The organism is Actinoallomurus acanthiterrae, from assembly GCF_054775715.1.
On record NZ_BAAHCO010000001.1, the window covers coordinates 11,565,186 to 11,585,494 of the forward strand.

The window sequence follows — 20,309 nt, forward strand, 5'->3', positions numbered from 1 at the left end:
TGCCCGGGCGATGCCCCCCAGGTGACCGACGGACGCCGGAGTCGTGCCCTGGCGATCAGACGCCCAGGTGACGCACTCGGCCGCCACGGGCGCCGCGTGAGGACCAGCCGGGGTCCTGTCCCCATCCGGCCGCCGAACGGCTCGCGGCGACGATCATCGCGACGGATACTGCGGCCATGAGTGATCGTCCGCGCGAGTCGAGCGCGACCTACGCCCTGCTGCACACCGGGTACGTCGGCGGCACCGTGGCCAGCACCGTCGGCTTCGTCCGGGACGGGGACCGGCTGGTGGTGACCGACCCCGGAATGGTCCGTGACCGGGGCATGATCCTCGACCCGTTGCGGGCCCTGGGCGTGGAGCCGGGCGACGTGACCGACGTGGTGTTCAGCCATCACCACCCGGATCACACCCTCAACGCCGCGCTGTTCCCGGCCGCCCGGTTCCACGATCACTGGGCGATCTACCAGGGCGACGTCTGGGAGGACCGGGACGCCGACGGGTACGAGCTGAGCCCGTCCATCCGCTTCATCCGTACTCCCGGCCACACCCCGGAGGACATCACCACCCTCGTCGGCACGCCGGAGGGGCTCGTCGCGTTCACGCACCTGTGGAACACCGCGACGTCGGTCGGGGACAACTACGCCACCGACCTCGACGCCCTGCACGCCGGCCGGGCCCGGCTCCTCGGCCTGGCCGACGTCGTGGTCCCGGGCCACGGCCCGGCCTTCCGCCCGACGGCGACCACACCGCGCTGAGCCAGCACCGGACACTCGATTCTGTTTCACAAAGCCGCGCCGACGGCGGTCATGCCGCGCGGAGCGACCACCCGGACGCCAAGGGCTGTTCCACAAGCCGCACCAACAGCTGCCACACCGCACGGAGCGACGACGGACGCCAGGGACTGTTTCTCAGGCCCACTCGTGGCGCAGCCGGGCAACGGGCTGATGAAGCAGCCCCTAATGCCGTCGGCTTCGGCGGGGCCGTTTCGGGGTCGTGGGGAGCCAGATCTGGACCTGTGCCCCGCCGAGTGCCGAGCGGTCGATCCGCACGTCGCCGCCGATCGCCTCGGCCATGCGGCGCGCGATGTCGAGCCCCAGGCCGGTGGACCCGCCGCCGCTGGATCCCCGGACCAGCGCCGCCTCGGGGTCGGTGATCCCCGGGCCCGCGTCGGCGACGAGGATGCCGACCAGGCCGGCACCCGCGTGCAGGGTCACCGCGAACGCCGTGCCCTCCGGGGTGTGCCGGAACACGTTGCCCAGGAGCGAGTCCAGCACGGCGCTCAGCTCGGCGCGCGGCACCGGGACGGCGACGGGGTGCTGTGCGCCGATCAGCTCGCAGTCGCGTTCCTGGTCCTCGGCCAGTGCGGACCAGAAGGCCATCCGGTCGCGGAGCACCTCGGCGGCGTCGCAGCGGGACGTCTCCTTCGGCTTGCGCGCCGACCGGATGATCTTGTCGACCTCCTCCTCGAGGCGGGCGACGGCGAGCCGCGTCTGCTCGGCCGCGGGTTCCGCGCCGAGCGCCGCCGCGTTGAGCCGCATCGCGGTGAGCGGGGTGCGCAGGCGGTGGGAGAGGTCGGCGATCAGTTCGCGTTCCGCCGCGAGGAGCTGTTCGACCCGGTCGGCCATCGTGTTGAACGCGCGGCCGGCCTCGCGCAGCTCCGGTGGTCCCTGCGGGTCGATGCGGGTGCGCAGGTCGCCGCCGCCGAGCGCGGTCGCGGCCCGGGCCAGGGTCCGCGCGGAGCCGACCACGCGGGAGCCGAGACGGTCCGCGACGACGACGGACCCGGCGACGAGCACCGCGGCCACCAGGGTGAGCGTGATCCAGGCGGCCCGCACTCCCCGCGCCAGGTCCTGGCGGGGCAGGTACACCTCGACGATCGCCGTACGGTCCTCGTCCAGCGCGACCGGCTGCAGCAGCACGTAACCGCCGGGCGCGGGCGCGGAGAAGGCCCGCCCCCGCGCGGTCGCGGTCGCCAGGTCGCCCTCCCTCGCATGCGACGTCCCGACCGTGCTCCCGCTCCCGCGCGCTCCCGCGTTCGACGCGCTCCCCACTCCCGCGGCCGACACGTTCCCCGCTCCCGCGGTCGGCGCGTCTCCCGCTCCCGTACGCGGGGCGCTCCCCGCTCTCGCGGTCGATGCGTCTCCCGCTCCCGTACGGGGTGCCTCGGCTGCTCCCGTGCGCGGTGCGCCGCTCGCTCCCGTACGCGGAGCGCTCCCCGCGCCGACGGTCGGCGCGTCCCCCGTTCCCGTACGGGGTGCGCCGCCCGTTCCCTTGCGTGGCGCGTTTCCTTTTCCCGTATGCGGGTTCACCGCTCCCGTACGCGGTGCGTTGCTCGCTCCCGTGTGGGGTGTGTCGCCCGGTGCGTTCGCCGCCTGGCTCCCGGCGGGGACGTGGATCGCCATACGGCCCGCCGCGCCGGCCTGCGTGCTGGCGACGGCGCGTTCGAGCTCGGTGCGGTCGGTCGTGATGGCCAGTGCCGGGGCGAGCGACCCTGCCTGACGTTCGGCGTCGGCGAGTGCGCGGTCCCGGGCGATCTCCTTGACCATGAGCGCGAGCGGGATGAGGAACGCCAGCGCGACCATCGACGTGACGGCCGCCGACACGAGCGCGAGGGAGCGTCTCACGGCGGCGCCATCAGTTTGACGCCCACGCCGCGCACCGTGTGCAGGTAACGCGGGCGGGACGCCGTCTCGCCGAGTTTGCGGCGCAGCCACGACAGGTGCACGTCGATCGTCTGGTCGTCGCCGTACGGCTGCTGCCAGACCTCGGCGAGCAGTTCCCGGCGGGAGACGACGTGGCCGGGGCGGGACGCGAGGTGCGCCAGCAGGTCGAACTCCCGGCGCGTCAGGTCGAGGAGCACGCCGTCGAGGTACGCCTCGCGCCGGTCCAGGTCGACCCGCAGGCCGCCGACCTCGCACAGCCGCCCCTGTGACTGCGGCTTGGAACGGCGCAGCACCGCGGCGAGACGGGCGCTGAGGTGCTCGCCGGAGAACGGCTTGATGAGGTAGTCGTCGGCTCCGGCGTTCAGCAGCCGTACGATCTCGGTCTCGTCGTCGCGTGCCGTCGCCACGATGACCGGGACGTCGGACACGCCGCGCAGCATCTTCAGCGCCTCCGCGCCGTCGAGGTCGGGCAGGCCCAGGTCCAGGACGACGACGTCCGGCGCCGCGCGGGTCACCTCGCGCAGGGCGTCCAGCGCGGTGCCCGCGCTGCGGACGGCGTGCGCCCGCTCGGTGAGCTCACGGATCAGCGCCGACCGTACGAACTGGTCGTCCTCCACCACGAGCACATTCGCCATGCCCGGCACCTTAGAGCCCTGACACGGCAGAAACGCCGAAATAGCAACAAACTACGGCGATTGCGGCACCATGGGGCCGGTGCGACGGGCGTTGACGTACGTGGCCGCGTGGGGCGGTGCGACCTCACTGGCGGTGCTGCTGGTCTGGTTCGGCGCGCGCCCGGTCCTGCACAACGCGGTGTTCGGGCCGCCACCCGCGCGCTCGGTCGTCGACCACGTGCCGGAGTCGCCGGCCACCTCGACCGCGCCGCCCTCTCCGGCGGAGCCGAGCCCCACCGTACGGGCGACGCCGAAGCGGACCGTACGTCCCACGCCGTCGCGGTCGAGTACGAAAGCCTCTCCGTCGTCGCACGCCGACACGCGTAGCTACACGCTCGACGGCGGCCAGGTCGTGCTGTCGATGGGCGCGACGTCGGCGCGCCTGGTCTCCGCCACGCCCGCCGCCGGGTGGGAGGTACGGACCTGGCACGCGCCCGGGTGGCTGCGGGTGGACTTCACGAAGGGCGAGACCACCTCCTCGCTGTTCTGCACGTGGAACGGCCATCCGCCCGCCGTCCAAGTGGAGAACCAGTAGGAGATCCGGCCCTGGGAAAGAATTTTGATACGCGTGAGTAACGTCACCCGAATCCGATTCGGGTCTCTCCTGTAGCCTCCTGCTATGGACGTAAACGGAGTTGCCGCCATCGTCACGGGCGGCGCGAGCGGACTCGGTGAGGCGACCGCGCGGGACCTCGCGGCGCACGGTGCCAAGGTGGTCGTGGCCGACCTCAACGAGCAGAAGGGCAAGGCCATCGCCGACGAGATCGGCGGTGTCTTCGTCAAGGTCGACGTCTCCGACGAACAGCAGGTGCAGGCCGCCGTCGACGCGGCCGTCGCCACCGGCGCGCCGCTACGCGTCGTGGTGAACAGCGCCGGCATCGGCTGGGCGACGCGCACCGTGAACCGGGACGGCTCCCCGCACGACCTCGCCTCGTACAAGAAGGTCATCGAGGTCAACCTGATCGGCACGTTCAACGGTCTGCGGCTCGGCGCCGCCGCGATCGCCAAGACCGAGCCGGTGGACGAGTTCGGCAGCCGTGGCGTCGTCATCAACACCGCCTCGGTCGCCGCCCTGGAAGGGCAGACCGGTCAGATCGCCTATTCCTCCTCCAAGGGCGGCATCGTCGGCATGACCGTGCCCGCCGCCCGCGACCTGGCCGCCATCGGCGTCCGCGTCAACACCATCTGCCCGGGCATCATCGACACGCCGATCTACGGCGAGGGCGACGCGGCCGAGGAGTTCAAGAAGAAGCTCGTCGCGCCGGTCGTCTTCCCCAAGCGCATGGGCAGGCCGTCGGAGTTCGCCCACCTCGTCCGTTCCCTGGTCGAGAACGACTACGTGAACGCCGAAGTCATCCGCTTCGACGGCGGCATCCGCTTCCAGCCCAAGTGAGGTCCTGACGATGTCGGATGCGGTCCTGACCGAGGTGGACGGCGGCGTCGCCGTCATCACGATCAACCGACCCGAGGCGAGGAACGCCGTCAACGGCGCGGTCGCCCAGGGCATCGCGAGTGCGATCGACGAGTTCGACGCCCGCAAGGACGTCTCCGCGTACGTCCTCACCGGCGGCGGTGGCACCTTCTGCGCCGGCATGGACCTCAAGGGGTTCCTCACCGGTGACGATCCGACCAAGGGGGGCCGCGGCTTCGGCGGCATCACCGAGCGGCCCCCGGCCAAGCCGATCATCGCCGCCGTCGAGGGGTACGCCCTGGCGGGCGGCTTCGAGCTCGCGCTGTCCTGCGACATGGTCGTCGCGTCCTCGGAGTCGAAGTTCGGGCTGCCGGAGGTCAAGCGCGGCCTGGTCGCCGGCGCGGGCGGCCTGCTGCGGCTGCCGCAGCGGATCCCGTACCACGTCGCGCTGGAGATCGCCCTGACCGGCGACCACTACCCGGCCGCGCGGCTGGCCGAGCTCGGCCTGGTCAACCGGGTCACCGAGCCCGGACAGGCCGTCCAGGCCGCCAAGGAGCTGGCCGCGAAGGTTGCGGCGAACGCCCCCTTGGCGCTGGCCGCCACCAAGCGCGTCATCGTCGAGTCCCGTGACTGGCCGAGCGACGAGCAGTTCGCCCGGCAGGGCGAGATCATCGTCCCCGTGTTCGCGTCCAAGGACGCGATGGAGGGCGCCGCCGCCTTCGCCGAGAAGCGCACGCCCAACTGGTCCGGCGAGTGACCGTCGGGGGCGGGGCCGGCCGGTCCCGCCCCCGACGCGTCTCAGCGGGCAGGGCGGCCGAGCCGCCCACGACATGCGCATGACCGGCGACGGTAGAGCGCATGGGCCGAGAACGATCGGCCACCAGCCCACCCGCCGCATGGGCGAAAGCGGTCGGGCACCAGCCCACCCGCCGAATGGGCGAGAGCGGTCGGGCACCAGCGCACCCGCCGCATGGCCCCGCCCGTACGAGCACCGGATCGGCGGGCCGGATGCCATCGCCCCCGCCGACTCCCCCTCCAGCGAGCGCCGTGCCCGGCCCTGTGGCTTTCGCCGACGAGGCCGGGCACGGTGTCATCGCGCCTGATCGGGTCGTCCTGGGTGCCGTCCGAGGACGCCCAGGAGATCGCCGCTCAGGCGGGCGCTCAGCGGTTCCGGCGTATCCTCCAGCTCCTTCGTTCGGACGTCGCGGCTATCCGGCCCGCGGTCAACGGCGGTAGCTGTGCCGCAGGCGACCGTGGTGTCCGGGCCGCAGAGGACTGCGGCGTCTGGAACGGTGGCGCAGCGGCAGCCGCCGCATGAGTACCGGTCCTGCGAAGGGGCCCCAGCGCGAGCACGATCGGAGTCGTGCAGGCGGTCGGGAAGGTCCCCGACGGGTTGGCCGTGCAATCCGACTCGAGGACCGCGCCGCTGGTGGTGCGCACCGTGACGAGGATGTCGTTCCCCATGGTCGTCGCCGTCACGCAGTCCGCGCTGACACCGACGAAACTCGAGACGGGCGCGAACGCCCTCACAGGCGCGGGCGACGGAGTCAGGACGACTTCTTGCCCCAGGACCTGGTTGTTGCTGGTGATCACCACGAACTTCGAGTTTCCCTGCACCGTCGAGTCGATGCATTTCTCCGGCCCGGTGGCTCCCGTGGGCCCCGTCGCGCCGGTCGGGCCGGTAGGTCCGGTCGGGCCGGTAGGTCCGGTCGGGCCTGTGGGCCCGGTCGCCCCGGTCGGGCCGGTGGCCCCGGTCGGCCCCGTGGGCCCGGTCGGACCTGTCGGTCCCGTCGCCCCGGTCGCCCCGGCGGCCCCGCTGGGGCCCGTCGGTCCGGTGGCCCCAGTGGCACCGGTAGCCCCGGTGGGGCCTGTGGCACCCGCCGCCCCGCTCGCGCCCGTGGGCCCGGTCGGGCCCGTCGGCCCCGTCGCCCCGGCCGCCCCGCTGGGGCCGGTCGGCCCGGTCGCCCCAGTGGCACCGCTCGCCCCGGTGGGACCCGTGGCTCCGGTAGCTCCGGTCGCGCCGGTAGGTCCTGTGGCACCCGTCGCGCCACTGGCCCCGGTGGGTCCCGTCGCTCCAGTAGCGCCGGTCGCCCCGGTAGGTCCTGTGGCACCCGTCGCGCCGGCCGCCCCGCTGGGGCCCGTCGGTCCAGTCGCGCCGGTGGCCCCGGTCGCTCCAGTGGGCCCGGTAGGGCCTGTTGCTCCTCGGCGGCCCCGAGGACCTCGCCTCGCCCGGACGTCCTTGATGATCGCTTTCGCCCCGCCGCCCCCGTGGCCGGCATGGCTCAGCTCATTGTGGACCTCCCTGGCGGTCCCTTCCAAACAGTTCAGAGCGAGGTCGGCATGTTCGCCGTCGCACAGCGGGTCGACGCCGAAACGCAGGGCGGGAGAGACCGCCGGAATCGTACGGGCCGCCTCGGCCGGGCCCATCGATACCACGGCGACGGTCATGCCGCTGAAAGCCGAGGCTGCGGCCATGACAACGTGGCGCCGTCCAGACCAGGAGCCGACCGGCCTTTCTTTCTTGTAATGAATCAATTTGGACATCCGCATCGAATCGAAATCAGGCTGAGCTGATTGCCCGACAATGGCGCGATGTAGATACCCGCCCGACTTTCCCGAAGCGCATCACTCAATTAATGTTTAGGCAACGAATACTATCCTGCAAACGAAATGAATCGCACATGAGCAGGGTAACGTTCTGGAGTTGCCACACATCTCGCCCACCCAGGACGGGTCGCGCCTCCACGTACGCGGCCTCGACAATTACAGCCCGTACTAGCACCCTCGGACCCAGCCAAAATTCCTTTCCCTGGACGTTACATGATCTTGCCGATTCACTGCTGCCGACCGTTCGCTCGCGCCGTTACCGTGGAAGCGCTTCTTTTCAGAAGCCGGGAGCGAAGTATGGCCCGAGAAATGGGTGCCTGTTCGTCGCATGAGGTGTGTTGACAGCAAATCGATCTCCGGCCGGGCGGTGCGTGCACGCACCGCCCGGCCAAAAAGTCCAGCGATCCCGTTCGCCGCAGAATGCGATAAGGCGGTCAGTCTCAGCGGTTGAATGCGCCGCCTGTTGACCGGTACGGAAAACCATCACCGAATGACGCGCCGCGACTCTTCGCGACGAGAAGGACCGCCCTCCGCAGGAGAAGTCAGCAGGCACTCACGCGCCCGACGAGCCTGCGGCGCAGCTCGTACAGGTAGTAGTCGCGAGGCAGCGTTCGTACCTGCAGCGGCAGCCGCGGGTAGACGAGCCGCAGCGACCGGACGAGCAGGTGGAAGCGGACGCGCCGGGCGCGGTCCCACCGCCAGCCGTACTGCCGCCTGATCGGATCCGGCATCAGCCCCGCCGTGAGCAGGCGGATGGCCGCTAGGCCGGGCGCGTTCAGCCGGCCGCCCGGCAGCCGGGGATGCAGCACCTGGTGCGCGATCGCCCGCGACGCGTCGTTGATCCGCAGCGAGGCGAGCGTCCGCGCGTAGTAGTCCCGGAAGTCCTCGTACGACGCCGGCATCAGCTCGTACGGGCAGCCGAGGATCGTCGCGAAGAGCTTGTTCTGCTCGTAGAAGGTCTCGAGTTCCTCGCGGGTGAGCTCCCGGAAGAGCAGCCGGTACGCGTGGACGGAGGTGGCGAAGAGCGTGGCGGCGACCCAGACCTGCAGCTCCGGGTCGTCGGCCCGATAGTCCTCGCCGGTCACGCCGGCGTGCATTCGGCGGACGATCGAGCTCAGCCGCTCCGCCTCCTCCCGCGTGCCGAACTCCACGGCGTACACCCACTGCATCGTGCCGCGCAACCGGCCCAGCGGGTCGCGAGCGGTGTAGCTGTGGTCGTACACACCCTGTGCGATCTTCGGGTGCGCGGTCTGCAGGAGTGACGCGGCGCCCCCGGCCGCGATCAACACTCCCTCCCTGCCGACCGCGCGGATCAGGTCCCCGTCATCGAAGTACCCATCGCCCATGCCGCCATTGTAAGTAATCACTTTCGCGGCGGCGAGCCCTCTCCCTCACCAGGCGGCTGCCGACTCGATGTCGGCGTCCTTCCGGTCGCCCAGCAACGTGACCTTTTCGTTCGCGAGCAGGCTCAGCGGATATCCGCCACCCTCGAAGAGCAGATTCGTCCCCGTCGGGTCAAAGGTGATCACCCCGAAATCCGAGGCGCCGCCGGGCCCGGCCGACAGCAGGACGCGAGGGCGCGGGCCGGGCGTCACCGGGTACCGGACGATCTGTATGCCACCCCTACCGGACTGGTAGGTCGCGGCGATAGAGCGTCCGTCGGGGCTGAAGGCGAGCGGCTTGCCGACGATCCCGGCCGCAGAGTTCACCATGATCCGGCTCGCCAGCAGATCGGTGTTCGTCGATGTCACATCCAGCGCCCGGATCTGCGTGACGCTCTTTCGCGTGAAGTCCTGCCAGTCGAACGCGACGGTGCGGCCGGTCGGATCCATGGCCACGGACATGAGCACGCCGGGCCTGCTGGAACGCCACGTCACCGTCTTCCCGGTGGTCAGGTCCACGACCGCCACCGCCCCGTGCATGGTGTTGAGACTCTGCCCGTCCCGGACCCCCGGCTGGATCGCCAGAGCCAGTTTCGTGCCGTCCCGGGAGGCCGCCAACGCGACCACGGAGCCGGCGTCCGCCTTCACCTGGAGGGGCCTGGTTTCCGCGACCTTCCCCTTGTCGGTGATCCGGATCCGGTAGAACCGGTGCGGTCCCCGATCGGTCATGGCGAAGTACGTGCGGCCGTCACCCGTCCCGGCCAACCGCGTGACACCCCCGATCGACGTCTGGGCGACCTTCCGCCGGGACGCCGTCTCGTACACGGCGATCCGGTTCGGAACGACGGCGGCGAGGTAGTAGCGCGGTGGGATGGCGGCCTGTCCCAGCGGCGGCACCGTCGTCACCTGAGGCGCCCGATGGCGGGGAGGCCCGTCCGGCAGTGCGGCGGCCACCCCGGCGGTGGCCGCGGCGACCGCGCCGGCCGCGATCAGCGGCACGAGCCGGCGGGAGAAAAGGAGCCGACGGGTGGGCAGGCTCAGGTCCGGGACGGCATCGGCCGGCAGCGTCTCCGCTACGGCGCCGAGCGAGTCCTTCAGGCGTTCCTCGATGGTGTTCATCGCTCCCCCTCCTCGAGGATGCGGGCCAGGGCGGTCAGCGCCCGGGACGTCGTGGACTTGACCGTGCCGCGGCTGACCCGCATGGTGCGCGCGATCTCCTCTTCGGAGAGCTCGCAGAAGTAGCGCAGGATCAGGGCCTCCCGCTGGCGGGCCGGAAGGCGCTGGAGTGCCCGGATCACCTCGCGCCGCTCCTCTCCGACGAGCGCGGCGGCCTCCGCCGACCAGACCGGCGGCTCGTGCCGCCCTCGCGGCGTCAGCCGGCGACGGCGCAGCGCCGACCGGCAGTTGTTGAGGACCGCGGATCTGACATACGCCAGGGCGTTCTCCCGGTCACGGAGATGCCCCCAGCGCCGGTGCAGACCGAGGAAGGCGTCCTGTACGACGTCCTCGGCGGTCGGCCGGTCGCCCAGCATGATCAATGCGAGTCGCATCAGGCCCAGGGCGTGACCGCGATAGAGGGCCGTGACGGCGGCATCCGCGTCCGTCACGTCCCTCGCGCGGGGTGCCGCGTGAGTCACCGCTTCTGCTTCCATGTCCCAGAGACGCCGTCGTGGCCGCCAGGTTGCCTGTGCCCGCCGAGGAATCCGCTCGGCACCCGGCCGGCCCGGCCCGTACGTCCAAGGCGGGCGGCACGAAATCTGGTCGATCGGGCCGACCGGCCGACCGTATCGTTGGCCGGATGGCGACCGACTCCCTGCCCGTGGTGACCACCGACGCGCAGTTCGCGGCCGTGCGCCGGGACGAGGCCCGGCTCCGGCCAGGGGTCCTGGCGCTGTGCCGCCGGCTTGGGCACGGCGACGTCGAGGTCACGCGTTTTCCAGACGGCTCACTGCCCGTCTACGCCGTCGGCGACCGGTACGTGCTCAAGCTGTATCCACCGACCGACCAGGAGCACTGGGAGATCGAGGATCGTGTGCTGCGCACGATCGACGGCCGGCTGCCGGTGCCCACGCCTCGGGTGGAGGAGTCCGGCGAGTTCGGGGACTGGCGTTATGTGGTGATGACACGGTTGCGCGGCGAACCGCTGACCGAGATCTGGCCGCGGACCGGCCAGCGGGACCGCGACCGGCTCGCCGAACAACTCGGCACCACCCTGGCCGCCCTGCACGCGATCCGCGTCCCCGCACTCGGGCCGCCGGACTGGCGGAAGTTCCTCGCCGGCCAGCGGGACGGCTGCGTCGAACGCCAGCGCGCCCGTGGCCTCGACCCGCGCTGGCTGGCGCAGATCCCGGAATTCCTCGACTCGGTGCCGCTCCCGCCGTCGCCACCGGTGCTGCTGCACACCGAGGTCATGCGCGAGCACCTGCTGGCCGTCCCCGGACCGGACGGCGGATGGTCGCTGTCCGGCCTGTACGACTTCGAACCCGCCATGATGGGCGACCGGGAGTACGAGTTCGTCTCGGTGGGCCTGTTCGTCTCCCGCGGCGACGCCCGCTTCCTGCGTCGCCTGCTCACCGCGTACGGATACGGCGACGACCGGCTCGACGCGGCGCTGCGACGTCGCCTGCTCGCGTACACGCTCCTGCATCGCTACAGCGACCTGTCCTGGTACCTGGAGGAGATGCCCGAGCCGTCGGTGCCCACGCTCGACGCTCTCGCCGCGCGCTGGTGGTCGCTCGAGACGGCCTGAGTCCGCCGGCACGCCGTCAACCGGCCGCCTCGAGCCTTCCGATGACGACCGTCGCGTCCGTCTCCCCGCAGGAGGCCACCTCGGCGGACAGCCCACCGCGGGCGAGGGCCTCCAGCGCGGCCGGCACCTGCCGGTCGCTCGTCTCGGACAGCAGCACCCCGCCCGGCGCGAGCCAGTCGCGCGCCTCGGCGGTGACCCGCCGGAAGACGTCCAGGCCGTCCACGCCGCCGTCGAGCGCGACCCGTGCCTCGTGGTCGCGGGCCTCGGCGGGCAGCAGGGCGACCTCCTCGGTGGGGACGTACGGCACGTTGGCCAGCAGGACGTCGACCCGGCCTCGCAGCGTCGCGGGCAGCGGGTCGTACAGGTCGCCCTCGTACGCCCGGCCGCCGACGGCGGCGAGGTTGCGGCGTGCACAGGCGACGGCGGCGGGATCGACGTCGCAGGCGTGCACCTCGACCTGATCGACGTCGGCGCGATGCAGCCCGGCCGGATCGACGTCGGCGGCGTGCACCTCGGCCGGATCGACCTCGGCAGCGTGCAGCCCGGCCGGACCGACGTCGGCGGCGCGCAGCTCGGCCGCCCCGAGCAGCGCGGCCAGCGCCACACCGAGCGCTCCCGAGCCGCAGCACAGGTCGACGACGACGGCCCGCGGGCGGGCGAGGGCGGCGGCCCGCCGGACGAGGAACTCGGTACGGCGGCGGGGCACGAACACGCCCGGGTCGACGGCGACGCGCAGCCCGCAGAACTCCGCCCAGCCGAGCACGTGCTCGAGCGGCAGGCCGGCGACGCGCCGGTCCACCATCGCGGCGAGGTCATCCGGCGTACGCGCGGTGTCGATCAGCAGCCGTGCCTCGTCCTCGGCGAAGACGCAGCCGGCGGCCCGGAGACGGGTGACGACCGTGGAAAGGGAAGGAGGGGAAAGTGGCATGAGAGCCTTTCGGGGGAACCGAAGGATGCTCTCGCTCTCAGCGGGACCGTACGAGCGGATGGTGAGAGCATCCTGCCTGCGCAGCCGGAATGGGTCTCACCTCCTCAGAACGCGGACACTGCCGGAGACCCCAACCCTATCCGGCCCCGCGCGCAGCCCCACCGCGAATTCCGGAACGTGGCTTCGGTGACGGCTCCGTCACCCGGAGGAGCCGTCCGGCTGACGTAGGCGGGGTGCGTCAGGCGGGGGAGGGATTTCCGCGCCGTCCAGCCGACCATCGATGGTGTCAATCGACCTCGGCAGGCGGACTCGATTCCCTCCGAGCACCCCCTGCCAAACCGGGGGCACCACCATGCACGAGCCGGACTCCCTGCACCGCGCCGGCGTACACTCCGGCGCGCTCCTGCACCACCTGGACGCGGCGCGTCACCGCGCGTCCTGGCCGACCGTCACCGCCGTCATCCCCACCCTCAACGAAGCCGACAACCTGCGATGGCTCCTGCCCCGGCTCTCCGGGGTGGACGAGGTCATCGTCATCGACGGCGAATCCTCGGACGGGACCGTCGACGTCACCCGGCGCCTGCGACCGGACGCCGTCGTCATCAGCCAGCCACCCGCCGGGAAAGGTGCGGCGATGCGGGCCGGCTTCCATGCGGCGACGAGCGACGTCATCGTCGCCATCGACGCGGACGGGAGCATGGATCCCAAGGAGATCGACGCGTTCGTCGCGCTGATCTGCTGCGGATTCGACGTCGTCAAAGGTTCTCGCTACTGCGTCGGCGGGGGCTCCGACGACCTGACCCTGCTGCGCCGGGCCGGGAACCTCTGGCTGACCAGGCTCGCCAACATCCTGTACGGCGTGCGCTGGACGGACCTGTGCTACGGCTACATCGCATTACGGCGCTCCGTGGTCGACCGGCTGGGCCTGGCCGCCGACGGGTTCGAGATCGAGACGGAGCTGTGCGTCAACGCCATCACCACGGGGCTGCGCATCGCCGAGCTGCCGAGCCATGAGTTCGACCGCAGGTCGGGCGTTTCCAAGCTGAACGCCCGCCGCGACGGCCTCCGGGTGCTGCGCACGATGGTCCGGCGACGCCGAGGACCGGTGAGCCGCCGGCACGCGCGGGCTCGGACCGGCCTTGGCCTGCCGAGCCTCGAACGGACCGGTCAGAGCCTTCCCGGCCTCGAACGGACCGGTCAGAGCATGCCGGGCATCGAGCAGACCGCTCGGGGTCTGCCGGGCCGCGAGCGGACCGGCCGGAACCTGCCGGGTCTCGCACGGCCCGGCCGGGGCGTGCCGGGCTCCGACCGGTCCGGTCGCGATCCGTCCGCGCTGGAGCAGGCCCGCCTGCAGGCCGGCGTCGAGGGGGCCGCCGGGTGAGGTTCGACATCGCACGCCCGAACGAGCTCGGGGAGCCGGAGCTGGCGCGCTGGCGGGCGCTTCAGGGCGCCGGCGCGGCTCTCGGCAATCCGTTCCTCGCCCCGGAGTTCGCCCTCGCCGTGGGCCGCTTCCGGGACGACGCGCGCGTGGCCGTGCTCAGCGAGGGGTCGCGGATCGTGGGCTTCCTGCCGTACGAGCGGCACGCGCTCGGGCTGGGCCGGCCGATCGGCGCGGGGCTGACCGACTGCCAGGGCATCATCGGGCCGCCGGACCTGGAGTTCGACGTGCGGGCGCTGCTGCGTGCCTGCCGGCTGTCGGTCTGGGAGTTCGACCACCTGCTGGCCGAGCAGGCGGCGTTCGCGCCGTACCACGCGGAGACACGCGTCGAGCCGGTGATGGACCTGACCGCGGGCTTCGCCGCGTACGCCGACGAGGCACGGAAACGCTCGCCCAAGACGCTGAAGACCGTCCGGTACAAGGAGCGCAAACTCGGGCGCGAGGCCGGCGAGGTGAGCTACACGTTCGACGAGCGGGACACGGCGGAGCTGCGGCGCCTGATGGTGTGGAAGTCCGCCCAGTACCGCCGGACGGGCCGCACCGACCGGTTCGCCGTGCCATGGATCACGGCGCTGGTCGAGCACCTGCACGCGACCGGCGTCGGGGTGCTCAGCGTGCTGCGCGCCGGGGACCGTACCGTCTCGGCCCACCTGGGCCTGCGGGCGGGGCCGGTGATGGCGGGCTGGTTCCCCGCGTACGACGTGGAGTTCGGCCGGTACTCCCCCGGCATGATCGGCCATCTGCGGATGGCGGAGGCGGCGGCCGACGCGGACATCGGCTGGATCGCCATGGGGCGCGGCGGCCGGGAGTACAAGGACTGGCTGAAGAACGCCGAGTTCCCGATCGCCGAGGGCCGGGCGGCCCGCGTCTCGGCCGCCGCCGGGCTGCACTGGGTCCGTGAGGCCCCGATGCGCCGGGCGCGCAGCGCGGTGCTGGCCAGCCCGGCGCTGTACGCGGGCGCGGACCGGGTGCTCCGGGCGTACGCCCGGCTGCGCCCCGGCGGCCACGCGAGCGCGCCCGCGCCTGTGCCCGAAGAGGGGAGCGCGGCGTGAAGATCTCCGTGGTCATCTGCGCCTACACCGAACAGCGCTGGGACGACGTCCTGGCCGCCGTCGCGTCCGTACGGGCGCAGCGGCTCGCGCCGCAGGAGATCATCCTCGTCGTCGACCACAACGAGCCGCTGCGAGAACGCCTCCGCGCAGCGCTCCCGGACGTCCGGGTGATCCCCAACACCGGGCGGCAGGGGCTGTCCGGCGGCAAGAACACCGGTGTGACCGCGGCCGGCGGTGACGTGGTCGCGTTCCTCGACGACGACGCGGTGGCGGACCCGGACTGGCTGTCCGTGCTGGCCGCCGGGTACGCCGAACCGGACGTCGCCGGGGTCGGCGGCCGTACGCTGCCGCTCTGGCCGTCCGACGCGCCCTGGTGGTTCCCCGACGAGTTCGCCTGGGTGGTCGGCTGTACGTACCGGGGGATGGCGGCCGGCCCGATCCGCAACCTCATGGGCGGCAACGCCTCGTTCCGGCGCGCGGCGTTCGACGTGGCCGGGGGTTTTCGCAGCGGCATCGGCCGGGCACCCGGGAAACGGCCGCTGGGCTGCGAGGAGACCGAGTTCTGCATCCGCCTGCGCCAGGCCGCGCCGGAGACGGTGCTGCTCTTCGACGACCGCGCGGTCATCTGGCACCGCGTGCCCGGCGAACGCGCGCGCTTCGCGTACTTCCGCACCCGCTGCTACGCGGAGGGGCTGTCGAAGGCGATGGTCACGCAGAGCGTCGGGGTCGGCGACGGGCTCGCCAGCGAACGGCGGCACGCCCTGGTCGAGTTGCCGCGCGGCGTCGGGCGCGGAATGCGCTCCGCCGTCACCGGCGACCCGGCCGGGCTCGTACGCGCGGGCGCGATCGTCGCCGGCCTCGCCTTCACCATGTCCGGGTACGCGGCCGGCTCTTTCCGGAGGCCCCATGGCTGATGCCCCCGCCGGCCTCCCCGGGAGGCCTCATGAGTGATGCCCACTCCGCAATTCCCTCGGGATGTTCCATGGATGACGCCCGCCCCGTACCCATCCTGATGTACCACTCGATCGGTGGCACCGATCGGCTGGCGGTGCGCCCGGAGGCGTTCGCCGAACAGCTCGCCTACCTGAAGGACGGCGGCTTCACCCCCATCGCCTTCGGCGAGCTCATGCGGCGGCGTCCCACGACCGGGCGGCCCGTCGTGCTCACCTTCGACGACGGGTACGCCGACTTCCATGAGCGGGCGCTTCCGCTGCTCGACCGGTTCGGGTTCCCCGCGACGGTGTTCGTCACCACCGGCTGGATCCGGGACGCCGGGCCGTACGCCGCGGGGCGGCCGCTCGCGCGGATGCTCAGCTGGGGGCAGGCCGAGGAGATCGCGGCCTGCGGGGTGGAGGTCGGCGGGCACGGGCACAGCCACGCCGAGCTCGACCAGCTCAGCGACCCGGTGCTGCGCACGGAGCTGCTGCGGAGCAGGCGGCTCCTGGAGGACCGGCTCGGCTGCGCGGTGACGACGATGGCGTACCCGTACGGCTACTCCAACGTACGCGTCCGGCGCGTGGCCCGGGCGGCGGGGTACAACGCGGCCTGCGCGGTGGCGAACGCCCTTCCGACCGGGCAGGACGACCCGCTGGCCGTGCCCCGGCTGACGATCCGGGCCGGCACGTCCCTCGCGGCGTTCGAGCGGGCGCTGCGAGGCCGGGGGTTCCTGGTCGACCACGCGCTGACCAAGGGGTACGCCGTGGTCCGCCGGTCCCGCTACGCCGTTCGACGCCTCCGAGGATCCGTGTGACGCGTCAGAAGTCACTTGCGCGAGCGGGGGAAGAGGCGACACTGGAGCCCATGGCGGCCCTGCGGAGCGAGCTGGCCAATCCGCTGTTCCGCAACGCGTACGCCCTGATGATCAATGGTGGGCTCACCGGCGTGCTCGGGCTGGGCTACTGGCTCCTCGCCGCGCGCTTCTACCCCGCCGCCGAGGTCGGCCGCCAGTCCGCGCAGAACCAGGCCATGATGTTCCTCGGCGGCCTGACGGCGCTCAACTTCATCCTCATCCGGTTCATCCCGGAGATGGGCCAGAGCACCAGCCGGCTCGTACTCCGCACGTACGTCGCGGGCATCGCGGCCGCCGCCACCCTGGCCGCCGGGTTCCTGCTCACGCTGCGGTGGTGGGGCCCGTCGTTCGCGCACCTGTCCGGGCTCGGCGCCGGGATCTTCTTCGTCGCGTCGGTCGTCTCGTGGAGCCTGTTCACCGCCCAGGACGGGGTGCTCACCGGGTTAAGGCAGGCCACCGGGGTGCTCGGGAAGAACACCGTGTTCGCCGCCCTCAAGCTCGTGCTGCTCGTCGCCCTGGCCGGGGCGCTGCCCGAGGACGGCATCGCGATCTCCTGGGTGCTGTCCGCGCTCCTTCTGCTGATCCCGGTCGAGGCACTGATCCACCAGCGGTTCATCCCCCGCCACGTCGCCGCGACCGCGGGCGACCGGCCGGTCCCCACGGGCGCGGAGATCGGCCGCTACATCGCCGGCGACTACACCGGAACGCTCTTCTACTACGCCCTGTGCAACCTCGTACCCGTCGTGGTCGCCGCGCGCCTCGACGCCCGTACGAACGCGTTCTTCTACCTGGCGTGGGTGCTCGGCGCGACCGTGGACGTGCTCGCCGTCAACATGGCGACCTCGCTCACCGTCGAGGGCGCGTTCGACGCGGGTGGGCTCGCCGCGGCCTGCCGCTCGGCGCTCCTGCGGATGACGCTCATCCTCGTGCCGGTCACCGTGGTCCTCCTGTTCGGCGCCTCGGTGGGGCTGTCGCTGTTCGGTGCGGGTTACGCCCGGCACGGCGCTCCGCTGCTGCGGCTCCTCGCCCTCGCCACCCTGCCCAAGGCGCTGATCGAGGTGTACATCGGCGTGCTGCGGGTGCGGCGGCGCACCCGGCGGGTCGCCGTGCTGCAGGGGGTACGGTTCGCCGGCGTGCTGGCGCTGGTCCTGGCGCTGCCCGGCACGACCGGCCCCGGGTACGCCGTACTGGCGGTCAGCGTCGCACTCGCGCTGGCCGTGGCACCGGCCCTGCTCCGGGTGATCCGCACCACGACGCCCACGACGCCCACGCCGGCCATGACGCCCACACCGACCGGGACAACGGCGCCAGCGGCGTCGCTGGAGGCGACGTCCGCGTCGACCGGGACGCCCACAGCGGAGGGGACGCCCCCACCGGCCGCGATGCCCACGCCAGAAGCGCCCCAAGCGCCGGAGGCCACGCACCCGCCGACGGAGCAGCCCGCAGCGGAGGCGACGTCCGCGTCGGCCGCGACGCCCACGCGAGAAGCGACCCCCGTGCCGGAGGCCGCGCGTGCGTCGGCGGAGCGGTCCGCCCGGCGGCGACGTGCCGCGCAGGCCGCGTCCTGGCCGGCCTGGGCATTGTTCGCGGCCGGGCTCGGCCTGTACTGGATCCCGCTGCGGCACGTACGGCTCGCTCACCTGACCGGGTACGGGCTGATCTCGGTGCTGCCGGTCGCGACCCTCGTCGGCGCGGCCCTTCTCGTCGCGGCGTTCTTCGTGACGCTGTGGCTGGGCCGCCCGCGCCGGGTGCTCCTGCTCCTGCAGCTCGTGAGCATCGTCGTCGCCCTGCACGGCCTCGCCCCGGCGCTGGAGCCGTACGCCCGGCCGGAGACGGCCTGGCAGCACTACGGATTCGTCGAGTACATCGGGCGGACGGGCGCGGCGGACTACGCGCTGGACGCGAGGTTCAGCTGGCCGGGGTTCTTCGCGTTCGTCGCCTTCGTGACCCGGGCCGCCGGGCTGCGCGACCTGGAGCCCCTCCTGCACTGGGCGCCGGTCGCCGCGCAGCTGCTGTACCTCGCGCCGCTGTACCTCATCCTGCGGGTCATGCGCGCGAACTGGCGCGCGTGCTGGTTCGCGGCGTGGCTGTTCGTCGTGGCGGACTGGGTCGGGCAGGACTACTTCAGCCCCCAGGGCTTCACCTACCTGTTCTACCTGCTGTTCGTCGGCGTGCTGCTGAACTGGTTCCGCCCGCCGGTGCGGCCCGCCGCGTGGCTGCCCCGGAAGAGCCGGGTGCGGACGTTCGTCCGCGGACCGCTGGCGGCCGGCGAGCGGCCGCCGGTCGGCGTCCCCGTCGGCACGCGCACCGTCCTCGTGCTGCTCCTCGTGGTGATCTTCGCGGTGACCACCGCGAGCCATCAGCTCACGCCCTTCGTGACCCTGTTCACCTGCGCGGCGCTGGTGGTCGTCCGGCGGAGCACGGCGCGGGGGCTGCCGATCCTGCTCGCCGTGATGGTCGCCGGCTGGGTCGGTTTCATGGCGACGGCCTACTGGGCCGGGCACATCGGCGACCTGTTCTCCGGCGCGGGCGCGCTGCTGTCCAACCTGACCGGCGGTGTCGCGGGCCGGGTGAGCAACGGCAGCCAGAGCCTGGCGACGATCCAGCTGGTGCGGATCCTCATCGCCGCCGTGCTCATGGTCCTCGCGGTTTCCGGGGCGGTACGGCGGCGGCTGCGCCGCCTCGACGACCGGGTCGCGCTCGTCCTGCTGGCGGCGCCCTTCCTCGCCGCGGGCCTGCAGAACTACGGGGGCGAGATCGCCCTGCGGGTGTATTTCTTCGTCCTCCCCGGCGCCTGTCTCCTGGCGGCGTATCTCTTCTTCCCAACGACGTTCACGGCGACGCGCCGTACCCTCGCGGTCTGCGCCGCCGCCGTCTGCGGGTTCCTGCTGGCGGGCGGCTTCCTGTTCGTCCGGTTCGGCAATGAGACGTTCGAGCAGGTACGCCCGGGCGAGGTTCAAGCCTTCGAAACGATGCTGCGGCAGAGCCCGACCGGCGTGATCAACGTGGTGTGGCAGGCGGACCCGCGCGACGACGCGGGCTACTTCCCGATGATGCCGTGGGGCGAGCGGTCGATGGAGCGCTTCGACTACACGGCCGTGCGCGCTCCGGCGAACCCGTCCGACATCTCCGGGATCCTCGCGGCGCTGCGCGAGCGGCCCGCCGGCTACTTCATCACCACCCGGGCCAACGAGGCGTACAATCACTACAACTACGGCCTGGCCGCCGGGTACGCCGACCGGATGCGGGCCGCGCTGGCCGCCACGCCGCAGCTGCGTCCGGTCTTCCTCGACGGCGACGCCGCCGTCTACGCACTGCGGACGCCGCCGCCCGGCGCGCCGCCCGCGCCGGTGGCGGCGGGTCGCCTCCGGTTCGGCTCGACGAGCTGGACCCCCCTCGGCCTCGTCGTCCTCCCCCTGCTGATCGTGCTCCTGGTCGCGCGGGAGGTCGTGCGCCTGCGGATCCCGCCCGGAGAGGAACTGCGACTCCGGCTATTCACCCCATGGATCGTCATTCTCGTCATCACGCTCGCAGCCGTCATTATCGAGCGCTTTCTGGCATTGGGGTCGTGATGCGCAGGCGACGGATTTTTGCGACATCTAGCGTATTCCTCGTC

General features: G+C 72.3%; 17 protein-coding genes. 10 read left to right on the plus strand and 7 right to left on the minus strand.

The features are described from left to right. Positions 1–55: 55 nt before the first annotated feature. On the minus strand, positions 56–178 hold the full coding sequence (locus ACYVF7_RS54650) for a hypothetical protein (protein WP_460355717.1): 123 nt from the start codon (positions 176–178) through the stop codon (positions 56–58). Between ACYVF7_RS54650 and ACYVF7_RS54655 the strand changes: the two genes are divergently transcribed. After that, positions 177–755, plus strand: a complete 579-nt coding sequence (locus ACYVF7_RS54655; RefSeq protein WP_460355719.1) for an MBL fold metallo-hydrolase — start codon at positions 177–179, stop codon at positions 753–755. The genes ACYVF7_RS54650 and ACYVF7_RS54655 overlap by 2 nt on opposite strands. 201 nt (positions 756–956) lie before the next feature. Here ACYVF7_RS54655 and ACYVF7_RS54660 read toward each other — a convergent pair whose 3' ends face one another. Both ACYVF7_RS54660 and ACYVF7_RS54665 read right to left on the minus strand, forming a co-directional pair. After that, complete coding sequence (locus ACYVF7_RS54660) at positions 957–2,624, minus strand: sensor histidine kinase (protein ID WP_460355721.1); 1,668 nt, start codon at positions 2,622–2,624, stop codon at positions 957–959. Continuing rightward, a complete protein-coding gene (locus ACYVF7_RS54665) occupies positions 2,621–3,298 on the minus strand; it encodes a response regulator transcription factor (RefSeq protein ID WP_460355724.1) in 678 nt (225 codons plus the stop codon). The genes ACYVF7_RS54660 and ACYVF7_RS54665 overlap by 4 nt, the downstream gene beginning before the upstream one ends. Positions 3,299–3,377: 79 nt before the next feature. Between ACYVF7_RS54665 and ACYVF7_RS54670 the strand changes: the two genes are divergently transcribed. From ACYVF7_RS54670 to ACYVF7_RS54680, 3 genes are all read left to right on the plus strand, one after another. After that, positions 3,378–3,872: a hypothetical protein gene (locus tag ACYVF7_RS54670; RefSeq protein ID WP_460355725.1), complete on the plus strand. Its 495-nt coding sequence runs from the start codon at positions 3,378–3,380 to the stop codon at positions 3,870–3,872. Positions 3,873–3,956: 84 nt separating this feature from the next. Continuing rightward, entirely contained in the window at positions 3,957–4,730 is a 774-nt protein-coding gene (locus ACYVF7_RS54675; protein ID WP_360887611.1) for an SDR family NAD(P)-dependent oxidoreductase, read from the plus strand. A 10-nt stretch (positions 4,731–4,740) separates the two neighbouring features. After that, positions 4,741–5,505: a crotonase/enoyl-CoA hydratase family protein gene (locus ACYVF7_RS54680; protein ID WP_460355727.1), complete on the plus strand. Its 765-nt coding sequence runs from the start codon at positions 4,741–4,743 to the stop codon at positions 5,503–5,505. A gap of 2,392 nt (positions 5,506–7,897) precedes the next feature. Here the strand turns inward: ACYVF7_RS54680 and ACYVF7_RS54685 are convergent. Genes ACYVF7_RS54685 through ACYVF7_RS54695 form a run of 3 tightly spaced genes read right to left on the minus strand, consistent with a single transcriptional unit; the run spans position 7,898 to position 10,344 of the window. After that, positions 7,898–8,701 (minus strand): oxygenase MpaB family protein, encoded by an 804-nt coding sequence (locus ACYVF7_RS54685; RefSeq protein WP_460355728.1) that lies wholly within the window; start codon positions 8,699–8,701, stop codon positions 7,898–7,900. A gap of 45 nt (positions 8,702–8,746) precedes the next feature. Further along, positions 8,747–9,856: a WD40 repeat domain-containing protein gene (locus ACYVF7_RS54690; protein ID WP_460355730.1), complete on the minus strand. Its 1,110-nt coding sequence runs from the start codon at positions 9,854–9,856 to the stop codon at positions 8,747–8,749. Beyond that, a complete protein-coding gene (locus ACYVF7_RS54695; protein WP_460355731.1) occupies positions 9,853–10,344 on the minus strand; it encodes a SigE family RNA polymerase sigma factor in 492 nt (163 codons plus the stop codon). The genes ACYVF7_RS54690 and ACYVF7_RS54695 overlap by 4 nt, the downstream gene beginning before the upstream one ends. A gap of 191 nt (positions 10,345–10,535) precedes the next feature. Here ACYVF7_RS54695 and ACYVF7_RS54700 point away from each other — a divergent pair, with 191 nt between their 5' ends. After that, a complete protein-coding gene (locus tag ACYVF7_RS54700) occupies positions 10,536–11,486 on the plus strand; it encodes a phosphotransferase family protein (RefSeq protein WP_460355732.1) in 951 nt (316 codons plus the stop codon). Positions 11,487–11,502: 16 nt separating this feature from the next. Here the strand turns inward: ACYVF7_RS54700 and ACYVF7_RS54705 are convergent, their stop codons facing one another. After that, positions 11,503–12,414: a class I SAM-dependent methyltransferase gene (locus ACYVF7_RS54705; RefSeq protein WP_460355733.1), complete on the minus strand. Its 912-nt coding sequence runs from the start codon at positions 12,412–12,414 to the stop codon at positions 11,503–11,505. Positions 12,415–12,766: 352 nt separating this feature from the next. Here ACYVF7_RS54705 and ACYVF7_RS54710 point away from each other — a divergent pair, with 352 nt between their 5' ends. From ACYVF7_RS54710 to ACYVF7_RS54730, 5 genes are all read left to right on the plus strand, one after another. After that, positions 12,767–13,795: a glycosyltransferase family 2 protein gene (locus ACYVF7_RS54710; RefSeq protein WP_460355735.1), complete on the plus strand. Its 1,029-nt coding sequence runs from the start codon at positions 12,767–12,769 to the stop codon at positions 13,793–13,795. Further along, positions 13,792–14,904, plus strand: coding sequence for a GNAT family N-acetyltransferase (locus ACYVF7_RS54715; RefSeq protein ID WP_460355737.1), 1,113 nt, complete (start codon positions 13,792–13,794; stop codon positions 14,902–14,904). The genes ACYVF7_RS54710 and ACYVF7_RS54715 overlap by 4 nt, the downstream gene beginning before the upstream one ends. Beyond that, complete coding sequence (locus ACYVF7_RS54720; RefSeq protein WP_460355738.1) at positions 14,901–15,818, plus strand: glycosyltransferase family 2 protein; 918 nt, start codon at positions 14,901–14,903, stop codon at positions 15,816–15,818. Before ACYVF7_RS54715 ends, ACYVF7_RS54720 begins: the two co-directional genes overlap by 4 nt. 68 nt (positions 15,819–15,886) lie before the next feature. Then, entirely contained in the window at positions 15,887–16,654 is a 768-nt protein-coding gene (locus ACYVF7_RS54725) for a polysaccharide deacetylase family protein (protein ID WP_460355740.1), read from the plus strand. A 50-nt stretch (positions 16,655–16,704) separates the two neighbouring features. Continuing rightward, positions 16,705–20,265, plus strand: a complete 3,561-nt coding sequence (locus ACYVF7_RS54730) for a hypothetical protein (RefSeq protein WP_460355742.1) — start codon at positions 16,705–16,707, stop codon at positions 20,263–20,265. Positions 20,266–20,309: the final 44 nt, after the last annotated feature.